Below are 22,309 nucleotides of genomic sequence, written 5' to 3'. Positions count from 1 at the left end.
CCCGGACTGCCATGATATCAGATTTCGTCTTTCTTCAGCGGGATGCCGTAGAGTTCCAGGCGGTGATCCACCAGCTTGAAGCCATGCTCGCGGGCGATCCGCTCCTGCAGCGCCTCGATCTCCGGCGAACGGAACTCGATGACGACGCCTGTCTTCAGATCGATCAGATGGTCGTGATGCTCTTCAGGCACCGTCTCGTAGCGGGAACGGCCGTCACGGAAATCGTGGCGGGCGATGATACCTGCATCTTCGAATAGCTTCACCGTACGATAAACCGTCGAAATCGAAATCTTGGCATCGACCTTGACGGAGCGGCGATAGAGTTCCTCGACATCGGGGTGATCTTCGGAGTCCTCGAGAATGCGCGCGATCACCCGGCGCTGCTCGGTCATGCGCATGCCGCGTTCAGCGCAAAGCTCCTCAAGGGTTTTGGCTACCTCAGTCATGGCTGCCTTCTCGCTATTCCTGCCGAGAAGGGAACTACCGAAGAACGCGCTTCATGACAAGCGCCGTGGAGGTAGCCCCATTGGCATCCTTATAATAGCCCTTGCGCTCACCAGCCACCTCGAAGCCAAGCTTGCGGTAAAGGCAGAGGGCGGCGGTATTGCCGTTATCGACTTCCAGGAACATGCTTTCGCCGCCACGAAGGCGTGCTTCGCGCATGGCGGCCTGCATCAGCCGCCAGCCGAGGCCGGAACGCGCGACCTTCGCCTGCACGGCGACCGTCAGGATTTCCGCCTCGCCCGCCACCTCGCGTGCCAGGATGAAGCCCGGCAGCGTCTTTTTCAGGATGGCATTGGTCTGGCGGGCGACAAAGCCGAAGACGGTGTTCTGCGAAAGCAGGCTGTGAAATTCGCCGTCACCCCAAGGGCGGGCGAAGCGCTCGCCATGCAGGACGGAAACATCGAGGCAATCCTCCGGCTCCATGGCGACGATTTCGAATTCCGGTTTCAGCGTCAGATAGGCTTCCAGCATCGTCATACTCTTGCAATCGCATACCCGGCCTGCGGTTTGGCATCGGGTCCGCGCAGATAAAGGGGCTTCGGCTTTCCGGTATTCGGGTTCGCGGCAGCACCGAGACGCGCCACGATGGAGATCGGGAAGGAGTTGGCGTATTCGCCCGTTGCATCCGGCTTCAGGATCGGGGTCGCCGAACCGGTGATCTCGCCGTCGAAACCGGCAGCGAAAACCTGCGCTTCGGCAATGCTGACCGCCCGGGGCTCATCAAGCGGTGAGCCGTCGGCTGTAAAAGACTGGAGATAGATTTCGTCCCGCTTGGCATCCATCGCCGCGAGCACTGCGTGACCAGGCGTCTTTTCGCGCTGGGCGGCCGCCATCACTTCCAGCGTGGTGATGCCGACGGCGGGAATATTGAGGGAAAGCGCAAAGCCGCGGGCTGCGGCAACGCCGACGCGGATACCGGTAAAGGAGCCGGGGCCGATGGTGACCGCAAGGCGGTCGACATCCGAAAGTGCGACGCCCGCCTGATCCAGCGCGCGGTCGACGATACCCATCAGATGTTCAGCATGCCCCTTGCCGATCATGTCCGATGCCTCCCCCAGCACCGTATTCCTGCCGCTATCATAAATGGCGGCAGCGCAATCCACACCTGCCGTGTCGAGCGCCAGAACGATCATGCCATCAATTTCCGAATAAACTATTGTCGCCTATCCATAAATCCGTCTGGCCGAACCCTAAATGAACGGCCGGACGTATCAAAGATTTTTAAGCGGCAATCACTTCCTGCACTTCCGGAACGAAATGGCGCAGCAGGTTCTGGACGCCGTGCTTCAGCGTTGCCGTCGAAGACGGGCAACCGGAGCAGGAACCCTTCATATTGAGGTAAACCTTGCCGTCCTTGAAGCCGCGGAAGGTGATGTCGCCGCCATCCTGGGCAACAGCCGGACGCACCCGGGTCTCCAGCAGTTCCTTGATGGTCAGCACGATCGATTCGTCACCTTCATCGAAGAATTCATCGCCGGCATCAATGTCTTCCGAGAGGATGGAGGCATCGCCCATGACCGGCTTGCCCGACATGAAATGCTCCATGATCGAGCCGAGAATAGCCGGCTTCAGATGCTGCCACTCGGCATCGTCCTTGGAGACGGAGATGAAATCGTAGCCGAAATAGACGCCGGTCACGCCTGGAATCTCGAAAAGGCGAGCGGCGAGCGGCGAAGCCTGGGCTTCATCGGCATTGCGGAATTCGGCCGTGCCGTTTTCCATTACGACCTTGCCGGGAAGGAACTTCTGCGTTGCTGGGTTCGGTGTGGCTTCGGTCTGAATGAACATCTCGCTCTCCATGCGGCGGGCCGTGGCCTCTGCCGTCTTTAGAATTCTTCAAAAGAAAATAAGCCTATTGCCCGACCGATTCAAGAGACTGATACTCAAGAAATGGCTTAACAGAGGGCGTCGATTTCTTCATTCGTCAGCGTGTCGGGAAGCACGGTGACGGGAATGGGAAAGGCAGCTCCACGTCCTGCGACGGACGAAACCAGCGGTCCCGGTCCCTCCTTAGCGGAGCCTGCGGCAAGCACGAGGATGGCGACGTCCCTGTCTTCCTCGATCACCGCATTGATCTGCTCAGCCGAATTACCCTCGCGGATGACGATCTCAGGCTCGATGCCGATCGTCTCGCGCACGATTTGTGCGATCTTGGCGACAGTGGCTTCCGCCTCCTCGCGGGCTTCCGCCCGCATAATCTCCTCGACGCCAAGCCATTGCTGAAAATCGCCTTCCGGGATCACATAGAGAAGAACGAGGCCGCCATTGGAATTCTTGGCGCGCCGTCCGGCATAATGGACGGCGCGTTGGCATTCGGGTGTCCCGTCTATCACCGCCATAAATTTGCGGCGATGACCTTCGAGCCGTGAGAGTCGCTTTGATACCATGATGCGAACTCTGACACCTGAGACCAAAAATTTGCAAGCCCCCGTTTTGCACGGGAGCTCTGCATGTCGATCGGACTAGTAGAGGAAACCGATGATCTCGCGAAGTTCGCGCATCGTCACGTCGGCGCGTGCCCTTGCGCGTTCATTGCCGTTGCGCAGAATCGCGTCGATATGGCTCGTGTCGTTCATCAGGCGGCGCATTTCGCCTGTTATCGGCGACAGCACCTGGACAGCGAGATCGATCAGCGCCGGCTTGAAGACGGAGAACTGCTGGCCGCCAAATTCAGCGAGCACCTGTTCCCTCGTCTTGTCGGCGAGTGCGGCATAGATCGAGACGAGGTTTTCAGCCTCCGGGCGGTTTTCGAGACCGGCGATTTCGCTCGGCAAGCCATCTGGATCGGTCTTGGCCTTGCGGATCTTCTTGGAGATCGCCTCCTCATCGTCCATCAGGTTGATGCGCGAAAGATCCGACGGATCGGACTTCGACATCTTCTTCGTGCCGTCGCGCAGCGACATGACGCGCGGTGCCGGTCCGCCGATCAGCGGTTCGACCATCGGGAAATAGGCATGTACCGGCTCGTTGCCGACGGTGATGTCGATCCCGTAATTCGTCTTGTGGATATGCGAGGCGTAATCGAGATTGAACTTCATCGCGATGTCGCGCGTCAGCTCGAGGTGCTGCTTCTGATCCTCGCCGACGGGCACATGCGTGGCGCGGTAGACGAGAATGTCGGCAGCCATCAGGCTCGGATAGGCGTAGAGACCGAGCGAGGCCTGCTCGCGGTCCTTGCCGGCCTTGTCCTTGAACTGCGTCATGCGGTTCATCCAGCCGAGGCGGGCGACACAATTGAAGATCCAGGCGAGTTCGGCGTGTTGTGGTACGGCGGACTGATTGAAGACGATATGCTTTTCAGCGTCGATGCCGGAAGCGATGAAGGCGGCTGCGATCGAGCGCGTCTGCGACAGCATGTCCTCGTGGACGAGCTGCGCGGTCAGCGCATGAAGATCGACGACGCAATAGATGCAGTCGTTGCCGTCCTGGAGTTGCACGAAGCGGCGGATCGCGCCGAGATAATTGCCGAGATGCAGATTGCCCGTCGGCTGAACGCCGGAGAATACGAGCTTCTTGAATTCGCCCATGATGTTGTCCTCGATTAGGCTGGTGGAGGGCCCCAGGGCCAAAGGCCCATGTTGCTAACGCGGGCGCTTATGCACGCGCTCCCGGTCGCAATCAAGAGGCGGTGGGTGCAGCGTGTTGAATGAGGTCGAAGGTGTTGCCGTAAGGATCCGAAAAGACCGCAACGGTGCCGTAAACCTCGTGTCGCGGCTCCTCCAGAAAGTGAACGCCGGCATCAAGCATCGCTGCGTGATCGCGCTCAAAATCGTCGGTCTTGAGGAAGAAGCCGACACGCCCGCCGGTCTGATTTCCGACAGCAGCTCGCTGCGCTTCATTTGCCGCCTGCGCCAGTAGAAAGGCCGCGCCATCCCCGCCCTTTGGCTTGACGACAAGCCAGCGCTTGCCTTCCGGCTGTACTTCGTCTTGAAGGCATTCGAAGCCGAGGACCTCACAATAGAAGGCCTTGGCGCGGTCATAATCATCGACAACGAGGGTGACGAGAAACAGAGATTGGATCATGAGATCTCCAGATTCGGACGTTTATTCCATTTATATGCAGAAAAGTGCCCGGTTTTACGCCAAATTGATCAGTGTGTTTAGCTAAAACTGAGTATAAAATTTCACAGAAAAGCTTTCTTTGAACTGAAAATCCTCTCGCCGGGCTGGCGGCCCAAGGGGCCGTCGGGATAACCGATCGGAGGGACCATGCAGAACGCTAGTTTGCTCGCCATGGCAGGCCTTTTCGCCCTACAATCAGCAACGACGGCCGTCGGTCAAGATAATCGACGGCAGACCAGTCAGCTTCCCAAATACGAGACGCGTATTGCTTACACGATGCAGACCGTCAGCGTTCGCGCCGGCTGCTTCCCGGAGCGATTGCGGGTGGTCTTGTCGCACATCGCGGCAAAGACCGGACGACGGCCGATGATAACTTCGGGCTTCCGGCCACATCCCCGCCGCCACGGTTCCATGCACGGGAAATGCCTTGCGGCTGATATCCGGATTCCCGGCGTGTCAGAGCGTACGATCGTCGCCGCTGCGAAAACCGCACCCGGCATCGGAGGGATCGGCACCTATTGCAATGGCATCGTCCACGTCGATGTCGGGCCGCAGCGACGATGGGTGGATTGCTAAAGCAATTCCAGCAAAAGTGCGCAGCGGTTTTGCGTCCGGAATTGCGAAAAAAGGGCGCTAGGCATCTTTCGCCGGCGCCGGCTTGCGGTTGAGGTTGCGGCGGATCATGCCGAGGTCCGCCCCGCCGATGAGGAAGGCGGTCGCGAAATAGACGACCATCGAAATCGCAATCAGCAGACCAAGCGTGCCGGCCTTGGTCAGAAGCGGTGCGCCCGAGGCAAGCCAGGGCGCCCAGTGCTGCTTGAGGTAGAAGATGACCGCGCCCATGACGGCAGAGGCGACGACCAGCAGGACGGCGCGTTTGGCAAGCGCCCATTCCCATGTGAGATGGCCGCGGCGCAGAAGTGTCGTGAAGAGCAGGACGGTGCTGATCCAGCCGGCCGTGGCTTCGGCCACCGCGATGCCGGGCGCGCCGATATAGGGAAAGAGCGTCAGCGCCGTTGCACAGTTGACCGCGACGGCAACCGCAGAGAAACGCATGGGCGTCTTGGTGTCCTCGCGGGCATAAAAGCCCGGCTGCAGTGCCTTGATCAGCACGAAAGCCGGCAGGCCGATGCCGTAGATGGCGAGAATCGAGCCGACGATGAACGTGTTCTCCTGGTGGAAGGCGCCACGCTCATAGAGCACGCGGATGATCTCGTCGGAGAGAATCCAGAGCGCGAAGGCGGCAGGAATCGTCATGAACAGGACGAATTCGATCGAGCGGTTCTGCAGATAGCCCGCTTCGCGCAACGCCCCGCCCTTGAGTGCGCGGGCGAGTTCGGGCAGCAGCACCACACCGACGGCGACGCCGACGACGCCGAGGGGAAGCTGGTAGATTCGGTCGGCATATTGCAGGGCTGCAATAGCGCCTTCGCGCGAAGAGGCGATTGCCTGGCCGATGAGCTGGTTGATCTGCGTAATACCGCCTGTGACGGCCGCTGGGACGGCAAGGATCAGCAGCCGCTTGACGTTCGGTGTCATCTTCGGGAAGCGGAAGCCGATGCTCATGCCGGCATGCAGGACACCGAGATAGACGACGGCGAGCTGCAGAACGCCGGCTGCCAGCACGCCCCAGGAAAGATACCAGGCCGTCGTCAACGGTTCGGCGCCGGTATAGAGCGCGTAGAACAGCGCGCCGATCATCACCACATTGAGGAAGATAGGCGCGACGGCCGCGGCGAAGAAGTGATGCAGCGAATTTAGCATGCCGCTCATCATCGCAGTCAGAGACATGCACATGAGATAAGGGAACATCACTGCCGCCATGCGGATGGTGATGTCGAATTTCTCGGGGTCATCAGCAAAACCGGGCGCGATGACGAAGCGCACAAGCAGCGGCATGGAAAGCTCCATCACGATGGTGATGAGCAGCAGGACGGAGAACAGAACACCGAAGACTTCTTCCGAAAAGCGCTTGGCACCATCAGTGCCGTTCGCCTCGATCTCCTTGGCGAAGAGCGGCACGAAGGCGGCGTTGAAAGCGCCTTCGGCAAAGAGCCGGCGGAAGAGGTTAGGGAAGCGGAAGGCGGCATAGAAGACGTCGGCCATCGGCCCGGTGCCGAGAGCGGCGGCCATCAGCGTTTCGCGGGCAAAACCGAAGATGCGGCTTCCGAGCGTGGCGCCGCCGACCGTGGCGAATTTCTTGACGAGGCTCATGCGGGGAAATCGGCTTTCTTTTCGGCGGCGGTAGCGGCAGGGGCGATGATCCCTGATGGCATGCGTTCGCGCAGTTCGTCCTGCTCCTCGGCCATGACCGCTTTCATACGGGCAGTGATATTGGCGCGCTTGCTGTCACCGGAGATCTTCTGGCCGACAAGATCGGTGACGTAGAAAGTATCGATCACTTTTTCACCGAAGGTGGTGATGCGGGCCGACTGGATGTCGAGCGACAGATCGGACAGGACGGCAGTCATTTCCGACAGCAGGCCGGGCCGATCGAGGCATTCCACCTCGATGACCGTGAACTTGTTCGACAGGCTATTGGTGATCGCCACCGACGGCGGAATGATGAAGGCCTTGCTCTTCTTGCGGTTCTTCGCGCGGGTTGCGATCACATCGGGCAGGCGCTTGCGGCCTGACAGCACGTCCTCGATCATCCGGCCGATCGTGCCGGCGCGGCGAAGCTCGTCCTCGTCGTTCGGAAACTCGCGGCTGACATGGATCGTATCGAGCGCCCGGCCATCCGAGGTCGTGAAGATCTGCGCATCGACGATGTTGGCGCCGGCTGCCGCACAGGCTCCGGCAATGACGGCGAGCAGGCGCGGATGGTCGGGCGAGAGAACGGTGATTTCGGTGATCGCGTGGAAGCTGTCAGTGCGCACCGTGGTTGCCAGCGCCTGGCCGGCTTTGTCCGCCTGGCGAATGAAATGCGCATGGCGGATCTGGTCTTCCAACGGCACGGAGAGCAGGTAGGGCTGGTAATGCAGCTTGGCATAGGTGCGCCGGTCCTTCTGGCTCCAGTCGGCAAGCGCCGCATAAAGCGCTTCGGCGGCAGCCTGGGCGCGCTCCTTACGCGACACTTCGGAGAAGCCGCCGGCAAGCAGCAGTTCCGTCTCGTAATAGAGCGTGCGCAGCAGCTGGCCCTTCCAGCCGTTCCACACACCCGGTCCGACGGCGCGGATGTCGCAAATCGTCAGGATCATCAGCATCTTCAGGCGGTCGAGAGACTGAACACGGTCGGCAAAGTCGGTGATCGTCTTGCGGTCCGTCAGGTCGCGCGTCTGGGCGACCATCGACATCGTCAGATGTTCTTCGATCAGCCAGACGACGATCTCGGTCTGCTTCTGCGACAGGCCAAAGCGGGCACTGAGCTTGCGGGCGACGCGCGCGCCGGCGATCGAATGGTCTTCCTGGCGGCCCTTGGCGATATCGTGCAGCAGCACGGCGACATAAAGCGCCTCGCGATCCTCGATATGCGGCATCAGCTTGTTGGCGAGCGGATGCAGCTCCTCCGCCTTGCCCTTATCGATCTCAGTGAGAACATCGATGGCGCGGATCAGGTGCTCGTCGACTGTGTAGTGATGATACATGTTGAACTGCATCATCGCGACGATCTTGCCGAATTCGGGAATGAAGCGGCCAAGCACGCCGGCCTCGTTCATCCGCCGCAGGATGAGTGCGGGGTCGCGCTTGGAGGTGAGGATCGACAGGAAAAGCCGGTTGGCCTCGTCATTCTCGCGCAGGTCGTTGTTGATGAGGCCGAGCGAACGCGTGACGCGCTTCAGCGCATCGGGATGGAATTCCAGCCCATTGATATCGGCCACATGGAACAGGCGGATGATGCTGACCGGATCGCGCTTGAAGACATCGGGATTGGCAAGCGTAATGCGGCCGCGATCTTCGACGAACTCGACGCTGCCGGGGATCTTGCGATTGCGGTGGGTAAAGCGGTTGATGACGCCCGTCAGACCGGGGATCGACTTCGCCTGCTGGTCTTCGAGCGCGGCGCAGAGGATGCGCGTCAGGTCGCCGACATCTTTAGCCACCAGAAAGTAGTGTTTCATGAAACGCTCGACGGCCGAAAGGCCGGGGCGGGAATGATAGCCGAGCGCCTCGGCGATCTCGCGCTGGATATCGAAGGAAAGACGTTCCTCCGCTTTCCCGGTCAGGAAATGCATGTGGCAGCGCACGGCCCAGAGAAAGTCGTCGGCCTTCTCCAGAAGCCGGTATTCCTGCTTCGACAGCACGCCGAGCGGCACCAGATCCGCCGGGTCGCGAACATGATAATAATATTTCGAAATCCAGAAGAGCGTATGCAAGTCGCGAAGGCCACCTTTGCCCTCCTTGACGTTCGGCTCGACGAGATAGCGCGTGTCGCCGGCCTTGCGGTGGCGTTCGTCGCGTTCGGCAAGCTTGGCGGCAATGAATTCCGGCCCCGTGCCGGTGACGATTTCCTTGTCGAAGCGGGCTTCCAGCTCCGTCTCCAGCGACTTCAGGCCGCAGATGTAGCGCATCTCCAGGATGGCGGTGCGGATCGTCATGTCGGATTTGGAAAGCGCGATACATTCCTCGATGGTGCGGGTCGCGTGGCCGACCTTGAAGCCCATGTCCCACAGCATGTAGAGCATGAACTCGACGGCTTTATGCGTCTCTTCCGCTGGCTTCGGCAGGAAGAGAAAGAGCAGATCGATATCGGAACCCGGTGCCAGTGTGTCGCGCCCGTAGCCGCCGACTGCGGTGACCGCGAATTTGTCCTTCTGCTTCGGAAAGACATGCGCCGTGGCGAAATTGTAGAGAATGGTGATGATCTGGTCCTGCAGCCAGGAAATGCGGTGGGCACAATCAAGCCCGCCGCCCTGGGCGTCAAGCAGTTCGCGCGCCTTCTTGCGTCCTTCGACGCTGGCTTTCTTCAGAGCGGCAAGAAGATCGTTCCGCATCACGTCGGGACGGTTGCGGTTGGCTTCGGCAATGGCGTCACATTGCCCCTGCAGCAATTCCACATCGAGGATTTCAGAGAAATCGATGTCGTGCGTCGCCATCGGCCGGGGGCTTACCTCTTCGGTCCGGGTCGCTTGCTCATGGCGCGCCTCTTGTTTGATCTGCATGCGCTATAGCCTCTTTGCCCGCGGATTGACACAGGCCTCCATATTCCATGAACCTTTAAATTTGGCGAAATGGTGTTGGCAAGCCGTCGGCCGCGGACGCTTTGCCGCAAGTCCTTAGGCTGAAGCCTGCGTCAGCAGCGTATCGAGAACCTGCCGCGTTTCACTCATGATGCCATTGAGCGTCGCCTTGTCGCATTCGCGGTATCCAGCGTCAATGATTGCACCGCTGAGCTCGCCTATCTTCAAGCAGGAGCCGGTAATCTTCGCCATGCCGATCGGCGTATTCCAGCCGCGCGCCTCCAGATTAGCATCAGATTGTTTCATAATCTCCAGCATCGAGACGATGACGGAGAGGCGCTGGGTTTCCTGAAGCAGTTTTTCCATGAACATCGGGGAATTCCTACTTCATCTTTTTCTTGAGATCGTAGAGCGCATCGAGCGCCTCGCGCGGTGTCATATCGTCGAGGCTCATCGCCTTCAGGGCTTCCTCGACCTTGGACGGCCCGCGGGTCGCCTCCTCGCGGCGCACTGCGACCTGGAAGAGCGGCAAGTCGTCGATCAGCTGGCTTGCCGGGTTCTTGCGGTCGGCATCTTCAAGACGGGTCAGCACGTCGCGCGCCCGCGCCACGACCGAAGCTGGCAGACCGGCGAGCCGCGCGACCTGAATGCCGTAGGACCGGTCGGCTGCCCCTGGACCGACCTCATGCAGGAAGATCACGTCGCCGTCCCATTCCTTCACGCGCATCGTTGCGTTCGATAGCCGGGCAAGCTTTTCGGAAAGCACGGTCAGCTCATGGAAATGCGTCGCGAAAAGCCCGCGGCAGCGGTTGGCTTCATGCAGATGCTCGACAGCAGCCCAGGCGATGGAAAGACCGTCGAAGGTCGCAGTACCCCGGCCAATCTCGTCGAGAATAACCAGCGAGTGCTCGCTCGCCTGATTGAGGATCGCCGCAGTCTCGACCATCTCCACCATGAAGGTGGAACGCCCGCGCGCCAGATCGTCGGATGCGCCGACGCGCGAGAACAGCCGGTCGACGATGCCGATATGCGCTGACGTCGCCGGCACGAAGGAGCCCATCTGCGCAAGAATGGCGATCAGCGCATTCTGGCGCAGGAACGTCGATTTACCGCCCATGTTCGGGCCGGTCAGCAGCCAGATCGCGCCATCCTTACCATCGGAGACGGGCGACAGATCGCAATTATTGGCGACGAAAGGACCGATGGACTGGCGCCGCAGGGCCTGTTCGACGACGGGATGGCGCCCACCCTCGATCGCAAACATCTTCGAGCCGTCGACCAGCGGCCGGCAATAGGCCTGCTCTTCGGCAAGGAGTGCCAGACCTGCAGCGACATCGATGACGGCAAGCGCCCGTGCGCCAGCCTTGATCGCTTCAGCCTCGGCAACGGTCGCTTCCCTCATCCGGTCGAAAGCTTCGAGCTCGATCTGCAGCGCGCGGTCGGCGGCGTTAGCGATGCGGCTTTCGAGATCGGCAAGCTCCGTCGTGGTGAACCGCATGGCATTTGCCATCGTCTGGCGGTGGATGAAGCGGGCCTTCGCCTCCGCCGTATCGGTCATCGGTCCGGCATTGCCGGCGGTGACCTCGATGAAGTAACCGAGGATATTGTTGTGTTTGATCTTCAGCGATTTGATGCCGGTCTCTTCGGCATATTGCAGCTGCAGGCCTGCAATGACCCGGCGCGACTGGTCGCGCAGCGCCCGAACCTCGTCGAGGTCGGCATTGGCACCGTCGCGCAGGAAGCCGCCATCGCGTTTTAAGAGCGGCAGTTCCTCGGCGAGGTTTTCGGCAAGCAAGGTTTCGAGCTCGCACGGTAGAGCCTGCAGTCCCGTACGCGCCTGTTCCAGCTCCTCCGGCAGCATCGCGCTTCCCAGCAGATCGGCAATATGCGCCGCAGCGCCAAGCCCTTGGCGGATCGCCCAGAGATCACGCGGACCGCCGCGGTCGAGCGCCAGGCGGGAGAGCGCCCGCGGCATGTCGGGTACGTGTTTCAATGCATCGCGCAGGTCGCCACAGAGCGAGGGTTCCTGCATCAGGAAGCCTATCGAATCCAGGCGCTCGTTGACGCGGGCGGGATCGGTGAGCGGCGACATCAGTCGTTCGGCAAGCAGCCGCGCTCCGCCACCGGTGGTCGTGCGGTCGATCGCCTTCAGCAGCGCACCGTTGCGATCACCGGAGAGTGTACGCACAAGTTCCAGATTGGCGCGTGTGGCCGGATCGATGAACAGCGTCGAGGCGCCGCTCTCCCGTTCCGGTCTGCCGAGCGGCGGCCGTTCGGCAATCTGCGTCTTCTCCACATAGGCGATGGCGGCTGCCGCGGCTGCAAGCTCGGCGCGTGAGAAACTTCCAAAACCGTCGAGCGTCGAAACGTCGAAGTAGCGCGCTATACGGGTTTCTGCCGTCGCGCTGTCGAAAAGCACAGCCGGTTGTGGAACGGCGGTGCGGCCGAGTACATCGAAGACCGATTTCAGTTCGCCGTCATAAAACATCGTATCCGGTACGATGAGTTCGCGCGGATCGATGCGCAGGATATCGGCGAGCAGTCGCGATGCATCGGTTTCCGCCAGCCGGAAGACGCCGGTGGAAATATCGATCCAGGCAAGCGCCAGCACCGGCTCGGAAGAACCGCGGATACGCGACAGCGTCATCAGATAGTTCGATTCCGAGGGCGAAAGCAGCTTCTCCTCGGTAATGGTGCCCGGCGTGACGAGGCGGACGACATCGCGCTTGACGACGGATTTCGCCCCCCGCTTCTTGGCTTCCGCCGGGTCTTCCACCTGCTCGCAGACGGCGACGCGATAGCCGAGCGCAATCAGCTTCTGCAGATAATCGTCGGCCGCATGCACAGGCACGCCGCACATCGCAATATCCTGCCCCATATGCTGGCCGCGCTTGGTGAGCGTGATGCCGAGCGCGCGCGAAGCCTCGAGCGCATCCTCGAAGAACAGCTCGTAGAAATCGCCCATGCGATAGAAGAGCAGCGAATCCGGATTGTTCGCCTTGATCTCGATAAACTGTTCCATCATCGGCGTCGCCGAGGCGCGGCTTTCTTCAGTCGCGAGCTCGGCTGCCGAGAAGGCTTCGTTTCTGATGTCTATTCGTGCGTTCACGGAGGTGCAGTTTTTCCCAAAAAAACAGGTGCCAACCCTATCCGCGCGCCGCTATAGATGACAACAGCAATTGGGGAAGAGGAAAACGTCACCCACAGACGTTTGGAGGAGGCATGTCCCAGATGGAGAAGAAAGAACGGCCGGTGACCTCTGTTACCGATCAGGAAGCGCTCGAATTTCACGCGATGGGTCGGCCCGGCAAGCTGGAGATCAACCCGACCAAGCCGATGGCGACGCAGCGCGACCTCTCGCTGGCCTATTCTCCCGGTGTCGCGGTGCCGGTCAAAGCCATCGCCACCGATCCGGCCACGGCCTATGATTATACGACCCGCGGCAATATGGTTGCCGTCATTTCCAATGGCACGGCCATTCTCGGTCTCGGCAATCTCGGCGCGCTTGCCTCCAAGCCGGTCATGGAAGGCAAGTCCGTACTCTTCAAGCGTTTCGCCGATGTCGATTCCATCGACCTTGAAGTCGATACGGAAAATGTCGACGAATTCATCAACTGCGTGCGTTTCCTCGGTCCGTCCTTCGGTGGCATCAATCTGGAAGACATCAAGGCGCCGGACTGTTTCGTCATCGAAAGCCGTCTGCGCGAGCTGATGGATATTCCTGTTTTCCATGACGATCAGCACGGCACCGCGATCATTGCCGCCGCCGGCCTCATAAACGCGCTGGAACTGACCGGCCGCGATCTCAAGACCACCAAGCTCGTCTGCAACGGTGCTGGCGCTGCCGCCATCGCCTGCGTAGAGCTCATCAAGTCGATGGGCTTTGCGCCTGAGAATATCATCCTCTGCGATACCAAGGGCGTCATCTATCAGGGTCGTACCGAAGGCATGAATCAGTGGAAATCGGCGCATGCGGCAAAGACCGATACACGCACGCTCGAAGAAGCCATGAAGGGCGCAGACGTCGTTTTCGGCCTGTCGCAGAAGGGCGCCTTCTCCGAGGAGATGATCCGCTCCATGGCCGACCGGCCAATCATCTTCGCCATGGCCAACCCCGACCCGGAAATTACGCCCGAGGAAGTTGCTCGTGTTCGTGATGACGCCATTATGGCGACCGGCCGTTCGGACTATCCGAACCAGGTCAACAACGTGCTGGGTTTTCCCTATATCTTCCGCGGCGCCCTCGATGTCCGCGCCTCGACCATCAATGATGCGATGAAGATTGCCGCTGTGAAGGCACTCGCCAGCCTTGCCCGTGAAGACGTGCCCGATGATGTTGCGGCTGCCTATCAGGGCAATCGTCCGCGTTTTGGTGCGCAATACATCATCCCGGTTCCCTTCGATCCGCGCCTGATATCCGCCATTCCGGCCGCCGTTGCCGAAGCGGCGATCGAAAGCGGCGTCGCCCGCAAGATCATCACCGACATGGCTGGCTACAAGCGAGAGCTGTCGGCCCGCCGCGACCCGATCGCCTCCACACTCGCCAGCCTCTATGAGCGCGTGCGCCGCCATCCGAAGCGCGTGGTCTTTGCCGAGGCCGAAGAAGAGCAGGTGATGCGCGCCGCCATGTCTTACGCCAATCAGCAGCTTGGCACCGCGATCCTGCTCGGCCGCGAGGATCTGATCCGTGCAACGGCCGAACGCGCAGGCATCGACCTCGATCGTCCAGGCCTCGAGATCGTCAACGCCCGTATCTCGACCCGCGTCGAGGCCTATATCGATTATCTCTATGCCCGCCTGCAGCGGAAGGGCTATTTGCACCGCGACGCGCAGCGCCTGATCCATAATGACCGCAACCATTTCGCTGCCACCATGGTGGCGCTTGGCGATGCCGATGGCATGGTGACGGGCATCACCCGCAACTATTCGACGGCACTCGAAGATGTGCGCCGCTGCATCGACCATAAGCCGGGCCATCGAGTGATCGGCGTGTCGATCGCGCTTTGCCGCGGCCGCACGGTCTTCGTTGCCGACACTGCGGTTCACGATATGCCGACGGCCGAGGAGCTTGCCGATATTGCCGAGGAGGCTGCAGGTCTCGCACGCCGCATGGGCTACCAGCCGCGCGTCGCGTTGCTCGCCTATTCCACCTTCGGCCATCCCTCGGGTGAGCGTTCCGAGCGTGTCCGCGAAGCTGTGAAGATCCTCGACAAGCGTCGCGTCGATTTCGAGTATGACGGTGAAATGGCTGCCGACGTTGCCCTGAACCGTAAGGTGATGGAGCAATATCCTTTCTGCCGCCTCTCCGGTCCGGCCAACGTCCTCGTCATGCCGGCATTCCACTCGGCATCGATCTCGACGAAGATGCTGCAGGAACTCGGCGGCTCGACAGTCATCGGACCCATCCTCGTCGGCCTCGACAAGGCGGTGCAGATCACCTCGATGGGCGCCAAGGACAGCGATATCGTCAACATGGCTGCGATTGCGGCCTATGCTGCCGGTTCCTGATAAGTAATAGAGGCGGACCGCTAGTGTGGTCCGCCTCAGACGAGCTTAGCCTGCAAAAGCGATCAGATTTCCATCCGGATCGCATATGATGAATGTTCGCGCGCCCCAGGGTTCCAGCCTCAGCGGCTGATGAAACGGAACGCCGTTTGCGGTGTATTCGAGAAAAAGCGCCTTCACGTCATCAAGCGTAATCGTCGCCGAGAGGATATCCCTGTCGCGCTGGCGAAGCTCCGGATGGAAGGCCGGCATGTCAACGTGCCGGAGATTGAGCCTCGCCGCACCGCGAACGACCTGTGCGTAGAAGGGCGGTTCGCCATAAATGAAGGCGAGGGCGAAGCCGAGCTTCTGTGTGTAGAAATCGCAGGCGGCCTGGATATCGCTCACGAAAAGCTGCGGCTGGGCATCGAGCAGCGTCGGTTGGGATGTGGATTTTTGTTCGGCTGTTCCACTCATGTCGGCGAGTTCCTTTTTCAGCGCCGCCCAGCTTTCGAACCCCTCCTGCGCCGCCACCAGTTCCTGCGCATCCGCAAGCTTGAACTCAAGCTCGAGGATTTGCCGGTCACTGAGATGGCGGTAGCGGGCAAGCCAATAGCGGATTTCCGCTGCAACAGGATAATAACGATCCTGATGCCACCGTTTGAACCGCTTAGCTTTCTTCCTGAGATTTTCGAAATTCGGCATGGCGCAAGGTTTTGATGTTGTAGGCGGGCATAGCCCAGCCGGCACCATTGCCGATGCGCCCTACTGAAAACGCCGAAAGAGAATGAATTGGCGAGGCACCGCCGTCAAGCGGCAGCCATCAGCTTGCAAAACGGCCTGCATCCGCACCGTAATAATTGAGATACCGGTCGGAAATGCTTGATATCGGCAGCACGATCAGCACGTCGGTCGTGTTGAACGCCTGATCGACGACAGCGTGGGAGCCGACCATTGCACCGAGGCGCAGGTAACCCTTGATGAGCGGCGGCAGCGCCATCAGCGCTCTTTTCGGGTTGACACCTTCAGCCGGCATCAGGTCCATGTCGCGCGCCAGATGCGGCAGCGCGCTGACGGCCCATTCATCCTTGGCGAGGACGCTGTGATAGAGGAAGGAGAGAGCCAGCGCATGACTTTCCGGGTAAACGCCCGGGAAGGAAGCGCAGCCGAACATGGCGCTCATGCCGTGCTTCAGCGCATAGGCCCAATTGCCCTGCCATAGCAGTTCGACGATGCGCTTTGTGCGGTATTCCGGCAGCACGCAGGAGCGGCCGAGCTCCATGAAGCGCTTGTCGGGGTGGCGGGCAATGAGCTCGTTGATCGCAAATTCCGAAGCCGAGTAAAAACCGCCATTGGACATGGCGACGTCCTGTCTGAGCAGGCGGTAGGTACCGACGATCTGGTCTTCGGCATCGCCCTCGATCGAGCGGTCGAGAACGAGGAGATGGTCGCAGAAGGCGTCATAGGCATCGAAGTCCCGCTCGCGGCGCATGGCGTCCGCTGGCAGCTGAGCCTTCATTTCCTCGACGAAAACGCGGTAGCGCACGGCCTGCGCGGCATCGATCTCACGCGCGCTGCGGGCAAGGCGGGTCTCTAAATTGCCGATGCGGCCGAGAATGTCGCCTTCCTTCGGGGCGGCGGCCGTCGATGGCCGAGCGGCCTCGGCAGTGGCGTCACAATTAAGGATGTCAACAGACATGGCGATTCTCCCGTCTCCGGCCTATCACACGCCATAAAACACTTATGTACGACAGGAAAGTGACATACCGAAATTGTGCACGCAAGAAACGTGCCGTTTTCCCCAGCTTTAGCGCGCCTCAGCCCGGCGGGCTGAAAGAGCAACAACCGCCTGTACTTCGGTGAGCAGCCTGACCGGATCCACCGGTTTCACCATGACGCGATTGGCGCCGTTGAGCAAGACCTGTCGCCGCGATTCGTCGCTCTTGTCCGCAGTCAAAACGATGACCGGAATCGGTTGAAGATCGAGCCGACGTTCGTGTCCGCGCAGGCGTCCGAGCATGTCGATACCGTTGCCGCCGGGCATGGAAAGATCGCTGATGATGATGTCGGGCCTGTCGTCACCAAGCGCACAATCGAGCAGGGTTTCGAAATCATCCACATGCCTGACGGAATGGCCGCCTTTTTCCAGCATGACGCGCACCAGCACGGCGTTGATCGGATCGTCCTCGCCGAGGAGGACGGAAAGGCCGTCGCCCACCGCCGTCCGTTCTGCAATGGACGGGCCGAGGCCGGGCTGGTTGTCGTTCAGAGCATCGCGCTTCTCCATGCCACGCATGCGTCCGCGCAGCACGTCGATCAGCGACTGCTCGCGCAGCGGTCGGATCAGCCACGCATCGAAGAGGTCGAGCGAATAGGAGTTACGCTCTTCCGGATTGACGAGCAGCACCTTGCGCAGGCCGAGTGCCGCGATCTCCGTGCGGTCGGCGATATGCAGCGAGAATTCCTCGGACATGCGGTGATCGACGATGATATCGGTCGGCCGCTCGCCGCTGCGGGCGAGCGACAGCAGGCTCTCGCGCGCCGCCTCGCCGCCAGCGACGAGGTGGCAGCGCCCGCCGAGCGTCGTGATCGTCTCGGCAATCGCCGTGCGCGCTGCACCCGCCGGGGCAAGCAGCACGATACTGTTTCCCGCCAGCAGTGCATTCCTGGTGGCTTTATCCTCTTCCGAAAGTTCGACGGGGAAGCGAATGGTGAACTGGCTGCCCTTGCCCCTCTCGCTTGCAACTGTCAGCGAACCGCCGAATTCACGCATGATGCGGGCGGAGATTGCAAGGCCGAGGCCTGTGCCGTTGCTCTTCTGGGCAAGCGGGCCGCCCTGTTCGAATTCCCCGAATATGCGCGCCTGTTCCTCCGCCGTCATGCCAGGCCCGGTATCGTTGACGGTAATCGACAGCTCGCCAGCCGCCCTGGAGACACGAATGAAGACGCCGCCGGTCTGCGTGAATTTCACCGCATTGCCGATGACATTGAAAAGCACCTGCCGCAGCCGCGCCGGATCGAAGCTCATCAGCTCCGGCACATCGGCAGAGACCGTAGCGCCGATCTCGATACCCTTTTCATGGGCGCGGTGCGCCAGCATTTCCACGACGCTTTCGACGAGCTTGCGCAGCGATTCCGATCTCGGGCGGAGTTCGAAACGGCCGACCTCGATGGTGGAGAAGTCAAGCAGATCCTCGACCAGCTGCGTCAGCGCATGGCCGGACTGGCGGATGCTGGTCAGATAGTTCTGCTGTTCCTGCGTCAGCTTCGTTTCAGAAATCAGATGCGCCATGCCGAGAATGCCTGACAGAGGCGTGCGGATTTCGTGGCTGACCGTGGCGAGCAGCCGCGATTTGGCGGCGCTGTTATATTCTGCCTTCTGCCGTGCCTCCTCGCGGCTTTCGGCGGCAAGCCGCTCTTCGGTCACGTCGCGCGCGATGCTCTGCAGAAGCAGGCGTCCGTTTGCCGGATCACGGGTCACGACATCGTGCCAGAGAAAGATGCGCTGTCCTGCCGGTGTCGAAATCTCCACATCGTATCGATGCGGCTGCGGGCCGGGACGGAAGGCAAGGCCGATCTCCTCACAGGTCTGGCCTTCGGGTTTGGCGCGCCCGGTAAGGCTGCGGAACGTCTCGTTGGTGCCGATGATGCGCCGGTCCATCATGCGGGTGACGACGATATCGCCGAGCACGTCATGGACCGTGCCGAGCAGGCCGGTTGCATCGACGCGTTCCGTCGTCTCCGGGCTACGGCCGCCGGGCCGGTTTCCGTTCCTGAAAAGAAGGGCAAGATAGCCTGCAATCGCGGCGATCAGGATGAGGCCGAGGACTGCCATGAGCGGACTGCCCCAATGAGAAAGCAATAGCAGCAGGATCGCCGAAATGAGACCTGCTCCGCCGAGCCAATGAAAGAGCAATGGATGCAGGGAGCGAAGGGTAGCCGGCGACGTCAATTCACCCGCCGTCCGGCCTCGATAGGCCCTAACGGCGGCTCCGCCAAACGCGGCGGACAATCGTTCCTGTAGCTGCGCCATACTCTGCATGCAGTTCAGCTAACATATTGCCCGTTCCGAATGTTTTCAGGAATCCGCTAAAAATTTAGTGATCCGCCTTTTTCGGCTTCTGCAGCATCTCATCGAGAATGACGCAGCCGGCGCCGACAGTGATGAAACTGTCAGCGAGATTGAACACGGCGAAAGACCAGGTTTCCGTGTGGAAGAGGATGTAGTCGATCACATGGCCATAGGTGAAACGGTCGATGAGATTGCCGATCGCCCCCGCAATGATGAGCGCATATCCGAGATGCGCCAGCCAGCGGTCCTTGGCGGTGCGATGCCAGAGATAAAGCACGAAAGCGACGATGATCAGACGCATCCCCACGATGAACCAGCCGTCCATACCCGACAGCATCGAGAAGGCGACGCCGAGATTGTAGGTGCGGTAGAGCGCCAGCATCGGAATGACGGGAATCGCTTCCTGCAGCGGCAGGTAATGATCGACGGCGATCTTGACGATCTGGTCGAGGATGACGGCGATCACGATGAAGATCAGGATCGGCAGCGGTCGCGAGAAGAGCGCCGGGCGTGCGGTCGCAAGATCAGTCATTTGCCCTCGGACAGTGAGAGGAGATGGCGGCGTGCCTCGAAAAGCATGACGGCGGTGGCAACGGCGAGATTGAGGGAATCGGCGCGGCCCTGCTGGGGAATGCGGGCAAGCGCATCGGCTTCCTTGGCAAGCTGGTCCGGCAGGCCGGATTGTTCGTTGCCCATCAACAGCACGACCGGTTTTTTCTTGTAATCGATCGTGCGGTAATCGACCGAGCCGGCAAGGTGGGTCGCAACAACGGAAACGCCGGCATGCTTCTTCCAGGCGGTGAATTCCTCTGCCGTCGCATGGGCAACCGGAACGGCAAAGACCGAGCCCATGGTGGCCCGCACCGTTTCCAGCGAGAAGGGATCGGTCGTCTCGCCGACAAGGATGACGCCAGAAGCCCCGGCCGCATCGGCCGTGCGGATGATCGTTCCTAGATTGCCGGGATCGCGCACGCGGTCGAGCGCTACCCAGGTTTCGCCATCCTTCGGCCTGATATCCCTAAGCTTCGCCCAGCGTGTTTCGAAAATGCCGACCACCATCTGCGGATTGTCGCGCCGAGTGATGGAGGAAATCACCTTTTCGTTGACCTCGAGCACGAGCCCACCGGATGCGACGGTCTTTGCTGCCATCTGTTCGACCAGCGGCTTGCCCTTGGCGGCCTTGGCATAGACGAGTGTACGGATCGTCCAGCCGAGCTCGATCGCATCGATGACGAGCTTCAGCCCTTCGGCCATGAAGGTGCCGCTCTCTTCGCGCGACTTCTTGTTGGTCAGCGCCTTGATGTCCTTGATGATCGGATTGGCAAGCGAGGTGACTTCCTTCACCTGCCCGACCTTGCGAGGGCCGCGATCGTGGAATTCGTTCATTTCGGCACCCAGCGGGAAAAGAGAGATGTGGAGAGTGCGCGGCCCGGCGTCTTGCCGTCGAGGCCACCCTCGCGGATGACGAGTTCCCCTGACTCGACGACGCCGCCTGCGCCGCGCATCGTCTCGCGCATCAGTTCATGGATGGAATAGAAGCTTGCCCGGATCGAATAGGCCGTCAGCACGAGGCCAACCGCCTTCGGCGACAGGATCTCGCGGCAGATATCCAGCATCAACGGCAGGTGCTCGAAAAGGTGCCAGACCTCGCCATTCGGACCGCGGCCGAATTTCGGCGGGTCGGTGAGGATAATGTCGTACTGGCTGCCGCGCCGTTCCTCACGAAGGATGAATTTCATCGCATCTTCGCAGATCCAGCGGATCGGCAGCTTTTCCATGCGTCCCAACGCCTGGTTCTCACGCGCCCAGCCGATCGCCTTTTTCGAGGCATCGACATGGGTGACTTCCGCACCGGCAGCCGCGGCGACCAGCGAGGCAACGCCCGTATAACCGAAAAGGTTCAGCACCTTCAGCGGCCGTCCGGCGCTTTCCACCTGTTGTTTCATCCAGCTCCAGTGAACGATCTGCTCTGGAAAGACCCCGACATGCCGGAAAGAGGTGAAGCGGCCGAAGAAATCGACGCCGAGCAGGTTGAGCGGCCAGGTTTCGCCAAGCGCTTCCTTCGGAAAACGCCAGCGGCCGGTGCCTTCTTCATCCGTATCGCCGGTGAAGGCAGCATCGACCTTCTCCCAGACATGGGCGGGCAGCGACGGCTGCCAAAGTGCCTGTCCCTCGGGCCGCACGATCCGATAGGGGCCGTATTGTTCAAGCTTCTGACCGTTGCCGCTGTCGATCAGATGGAAATCGCCGGCACCCGTCGATTCGAGGATGACAGGCACGCGCTCTGCAGGCCGCTCGCCGTGGCGCGCGGTCAGCGGGCGTTCTATTACCGCTGGAACGGCTGCCGGTGGGCGCTGTTCGCGCGCTGGTGTCGCCTTAGCGGGCGTCTTTTCCGGCTTTGCAGGCCGCACATCGGAGCGGCGTCCGCCGGAAGGGCCTGTCGCTACCTTCGCGCCAGGCCGGCGTTCTCTTTGTTTCAACGTGGTCTTCCGCGTCTTAATTCAATTGAGCCAGTGCAAATAGCATTCCGCCCGACCTTGGCAAAGCGCTTTCCCGCTATGATATGGTCAGACCATGGAAATGGGGAATTGCTGATGGATCTGATCGGGGAGGAACGCATCGCCGCGCGGCGGGATGTTGTATGGGCGGCCATGAACGATCCTGATATCATCAGGCAATGCATTCCCGGCTGCCAGAGCGTAGAAAAGCTGTCGCCCACGCAATTCCTCGCAACCGTCAAAGTCGGCTTCGGCCTGTTTTCTGTGACGTTCCACGGCGAGATCAAGCTTTCGAATGTCGATGCGCCGCGCAGTTACACCATCGCCGCGGAAGGGCGGGGCGGCATTGCTGGCTTTGCCAGGGGCGAAGCCGATGTCACCTTGGTGGATGAGGGGCTGCACACCCTGCTGCGTTATAGTGCGGACGGCGATACGGGTGGCCGGATTGCCGAGCTCGGCGGCCGGCTGATCCGCACCACGCTGGAAAAGCTCGCGCGACGCTTCTGGGGGAGCTTCAATGCGGCCGTCATCGAAAAGGCCGCAGGCTAGGCACATGGGCTTGGCATCCT

The 22,309-nt window shown here is 60.7% G+C and carries 20 protein-coding genes; 3 read left to right on the top strand and 17 right to left on the bottom strand.

From position 1 onward, the window contains the following. Positions 1-17 precede the first annotated feature (17 nt). The 7 genes from AC1DTN_RS02185 to AC1DTN_RS02155 all read right to left on the bottom strand — a co-directional run bounded on the left by AC1DTN_RS02185 (position 18) and on the right by AC1DTN_RS02155 (position 4,527). Positions 18-446, bottom strand: coding sequence for a Fur family transcriptional regulator (locus tag AC1DTN_RS02185; protein WP_007814920.1), 429 nt, complete (start codon positions 444-446; stop codon positions 18-20). 34 nt (positions 447-480) lie between these two features. Then, a complete protein-coding gene (locus AC1DTN_RS02180) occupies positions 481-981 on the bottom strand; it encodes a GNAT family N-acetyltransferase (protein ID WP_477919815.1) in 501 nt (166 codons plus the stop codon). Beyond that, positions 978-1,637 carry a tRNA (adenosine(37)-N6)-threonylcarbamoyltransferase complex dimerization subunit type 1 TsaB gene (gene tsaB, locus AC1DTN_RS02175; protein WP_477919813.1) on the bottom strand — a complete coding sequence of 220 codons (660 nt, stop codon included), beginning with the start codon at positions 1,635-1,637 and terminating at the stop codon, positions 978-980. The genes AC1DTN_RS02180 and tsaB overlap by 4 nt, the downstream gene beginning before the upstream one ends. A gap of 88 nt (positions 1,638-1,725) precedes the next feature. Next, positions 1,726-2,292, bottom strand: a complete 567-nt coding sequence (locus tag AC1DTN_RS02170) for a NifU family protein (RefSeq protein ID WP_007814928.1) — start codon at positions 2,290-2,292, stop codon at positions 1,726-1,728. Between the two features lie 107 nt (positions 2,293-2,399). Then, positions 2,400-2,891 carry a universal stress protein gene (locus tag AC1DTN_RS02165; protein ID WP_007814929.1) on the bottom strand — a complete coding sequence of 164 codons (492 nt, stop codon included), beginning with the start codon at positions 2,889-2,891 and terminating at the stop codon, positions 2,400-2,402. 75 nt (positions 2,892-2,966) lie between these two features. Next, the gene (gene trpS / locus AC1DTN_RS02160; protein ID WP_477919812.1) at positions 2,967-4,031 is read right to left on the bottom strand and encodes a tryptophan--tRNA ligase; all 1,065 of its coding nucleotides are present in this window, start codon (positions 4,029-4,031) and stop codon (positions 2,967-2,969) included. A 91-nt stretch (positions 4,032-4,122) separates the two neighbouring features. After that, entirely contained in the window at positions 4,123-4,527 is a 405-nt protein-coding gene (locus tag AC1DTN_RS02155; protein WP_477919811.1) for a VOC family protein, read from the bottom strand. 186 nt (positions 4,528-4,713) lie between these two features. Between AC1DTN_RS02155 and AC1DTN_RS02150 the strand changes: the two genes are divergently transcribed. Beyond that, positions 4,714-5,142, top strand: a complete 429-nt coding sequence (locus AC1DTN_RS02150) for a YcbK family protein (RefSeq protein WP_113323570.1) — start codon at positions 4,714-4,716, stop codon at positions 5,140-5,142. 57 nt (positions 5,143-5,199) lie between these two features. On the opposite strand, the gene murJ is transcribed toward AC1DTN_RS02150, so the two are convergent. From murJ to mutS, 4 genes are all read right to left on the bottom strand, one after another. Further along, positions 5,200-6,780 (bottom strand): murein biosynthesis integral membrane protein MurJ, encoded by a 1,581-nt coding sequence (murJ, locus tag AC1DTN_RS02145; RefSeq protein ID WP_439013939.1) that lies wholly within the window; start codon positions 6,778-6,780, stop codon positions 5,200-5,202. Further along, on the bottom strand, positions 6,777-9,668 hold the full coding sequence (locus AC1DTN_RS02140) for a [protein-PII] uridylyltransferase (protein ID WP_477919809.1): 2,892 nt from the start codon (positions 9,666-9,668) through the stop codon (positions 6,777-6,779). The genes murJ and AC1DTN_RS02140 overlap by 4 nt, the downstream gene beginning before the upstream one ends. Positions 9,669-9,782: 114 nt before the next feature. Then, positions 9,783-10,058 carry a hypothetical protein gene (locus tag AC1DTN_RS02135; RefSeq protein WP_477819092.1) on the bottom strand — a complete coding sequence of 92 codons (276 nt, stop codon included), beginning with the start codon at positions 10,056-10,058 and terminating at the stop codon, positions 9,783-9,785. Positions 10,059-10,068: 10 nt separating this feature from the next. Beyond that, positions 10,069-12,795, bottom strand: a complete 2,727-nt coding sequence (mutS, locus tag AC1DTN_RS02130; RefSeq protein ID WP_477919807.1) for a DNA mismatch repair protein MutS — start codon at positions 12,793-12,795, stop codon at positions 10,069-10,071. Between the two features lie 113 nt (positions 12,796-12,908). On the opposite strand from mutS, the gene AC1DTN_RS02125 reads away from it, so the two are divergent. Then, positions 12,909-15,194 carry an NADP-dependent malic enzyme gene (locus AC1DTN_RS02125; RefSeq protein WP_477919805.1) on the top strand — a complete coding sequence of 762 codons (2,286 nt, stop codon included), beginning with the start codon at positions 12,909-12,911 and terminating at the stop codon, positions 15,192-15,194. A gap of 45 nt (positions 15,195-15,239) precedes the next feature. Here the strand turns inward: AC1DTN_RS02125 and AC1DTN_RS02120 are convergent, their stop codons facing one another. From AC1DTN_RS02120 to AC1DTN_RS02095, 6 genes are all read right to left on the bottom strand, one after another. After that, positions 15,240-15,875 carry a bleomycin resistance protein gene (locus tag AC1DTN_RS02120; protein ID WP_477919804.1) on the bottom strand — a complete coding sequence of 212 codons (636 nt, stop codon included), beginning with the start codon at positions 15,873-15,875 and terminating at the stop codon, positions 15,240-15,242. A gap of 118 nt (positions 15,876-15,993) precedes the next feature. Then, a complete protein-coding gene (gene olsB / locus AC1DTN_RS02115) occupies positions 15,994-16,869 on the bottom strand; it encodes a l-ornithine N(alpha)-acyltransferase (protein WP_477919802.1) in 876 nt (291 codons plus the stop codon). Positions 16,870-16,977: 108 nt separating this feature from the next. After that, a complete protein-coding gene (locus AC1DTN_RS02110; RefSeq protein WP_477919801.1) occupies positions 16,978-19,212 on the bottom strand; it encodes a hybrid sensor histidine kinase/response regulator in 2,235 nt (744 codons plus the stop codon). A 55-nt stretch (positions 19,213-19,267) separates the two neighbouring features. Further along, on the bottom strand, positions 19,268-19,774 hold the full coding sequence (lspA, locus tag AC1DTN_RS02105; RefSeq protein ID WP_477919799.1) for a signal peptidase II: 507 nt from the start codon (positions 19,772-19,774) through the stop codon (positions 19,268-19,270). Next, positions 19,771-20,628: a TrmH family RNA methyltransferase gene (locus tag AC1DTN_RS02100; protein WP_113325061.1), complete on the bottom strand. Its 858-nt coding sequence runs from the start codon at positions 20,626-20,628 to the stop codon at positions 19,771-19,773. Before AC1DTN_RS02100 ends, lspA begins: the two co-directional genes overlap by 4 nt. Then, a complete protein-coding gene (locus AC1DTN_RS02095; protein ID WP_477919798.1) occupies positions 20,625-21,722 on the bottom strand; it encodes a class I SAM-dependent methyltransferase in 1,098 nt (365 codons plus the stop codon). Before AC1DTN_RS02095 ends, AC1DTN_RS02100 begins: the two co-directional genes overlap by 4 nt. Before the next feature lie 114 nt (positions 21,723-21,836). Here AC1DTN_RS02095 and AC1DTN_RS02090 point away from each other — a divergent pair, with 114 nt between their 5' ends. Then, positions 21,837-22,289 carry an SRPBCC family protein gene (locus AC1DTN_RS02090; protein ID WP_113325063.1) on the top strand — a complete coding sequence of 151 codons (453 nt, stop codon included), beginning with the start codon at positions 21,837-21,839 and terminating at the stop codon, positions 22,287-22,289. Positions 22,290-22,309: the final 20 nt, after the last annotated feature.

This window comes from Rhizobium sp. 01T444 (assembly GCF_056398305.1).
The sequence above is the reverse complement of the archived record's forward strand: the minus strand, read 5'-3'. Positions and strand labels throughout refer to the sequence as shown.

Bases quoted from the DNA above. Each gene is read 5' to 3' on its own strand.
- AC1DTN_RS02185 (WP_007814920.1), bottom strand. From the start codon at position 446: ATGACTGAGGTAGCCAAAACCCTTGAGGAGCTTTGCGCTGAACGCGGC.
- AC1DTN_RS02180 (WP_477919815.1), bottom strand. From the start codon at position 981: ATGACGATGCTGGAAGCCTATCTGACGCTGAAACCGGAATTCGAAATC.
- tsaB (WP_477919813.1), bottom strand. From the start codon at position 1,637: ATGATCGTTCTGGCGCTCGACACGGCAGGTGTGGATTGCGCTGCCGCC.
- AC1DTN_RS02170 (WP_007814928.1), bottom strand. From the start codon at position 2,292: ATGTTCATTCAGACCGAAGCCACACCGAACCCAGCAACGCAGAAGTTC.
- AC1DTN_RS02165 (WP_007814929.1), bottom strand. From the start codon at position 2,891: ATGGTATCAAAGCGACTCTCACGGCTCGAAGGTCATCGCCGCAAATTT.
- trpS (WP_477919812.1), bottom strand. From the start codon at position 4,031: ATGGGCGAATTCAAGAAGCTCGTATTCTCCGGCGTTCAGCCGACGGGC.
- AC1DTN_RS02155 (WP_477919811.1), bottom strand. From the start codon at position 4,527: ATGATCCAATCTCTGTTTCTCGTCACCCTCGTTGTCGATGATTATGAC.
- AC1DTN_RS02150 (WP_113323570.1), top strand. From the start codon at position 4,714: ATGCAGAACGCTAGTTTGCTCGCCATGGCAGGCCTTTTCGCCCTACAA.
- murJ (WP_439013939.1), bottom strand. From the start codon at position 6,780: ATGAGCCTCGTCAAGAAATTCGCCACGGTCGGCGGCGCCACGCTCGGA.
- AC1DTN_RS02140 (WP_477919809.1), bottom strand. From the start codon at position 9,668: ATGCAGATCAAACAAGAGGCGCGCCATGAGCAAGCGACCCGGACCGAA.
- AC1DTN_RS02135 (WP_477819092.1), bottom strand. From the start codon at position 10,058: ATGTTCATGGAAAAACTGCTTCAGGAAACCCAGCGCCTCTCCGTCATC.
- AC1DTN_RS02125 (WP_477919805.1), top strand. From the start codon at position 12,909: ATGTCCCAGATGGAGAAGAAAGAACGGCCGGTGACCTCTGTTACCGAT.
- AC1DTN_RS02120 (WP_477919804.1), bottom strand. From the start codon at position 15,875: ATGCCGAATTTCGAAAATCTCAGGAAGAAAGCTAAGCGGTTCAAACGG.
- olsB (WP_477919802.1), bottom strand. From the start codon at position 16,869: ATGTCTGTTGACATCCTTAATTGTGACGCCACTGCCGAGGCCGCTCGG.
- AC1DTN_RS02110 (WP_477919801.1), bottom strand. From the start codon at position 19,212: ATGCAGAGTATGGCGCAGCTACAGGAACGATTGTCCGCCGCGTTTGGC.
- lspA (WP_477919799.1), bottom strand. From the start codon at position 19,774: ATGACTGATCTTGCGACCGCACGCCCGGCGCTCTTCTCGCGACCGCTG.
- AC1DTN_RS02100 (WP_113325061.1), bottom strand. From the start codon at position 20,628: ATGAACGAATTCCACGATCGCGGCCCTCGCAAGGTCGGGCAGGTGAAG.
- AC1DTN_RS02090 (WP_113325063.1), top strand. From the start codon at position 21,837: ATGGATCTGATCGGGGAGGAACGCATCGCCGCGCGGCGGGATGTTGTA.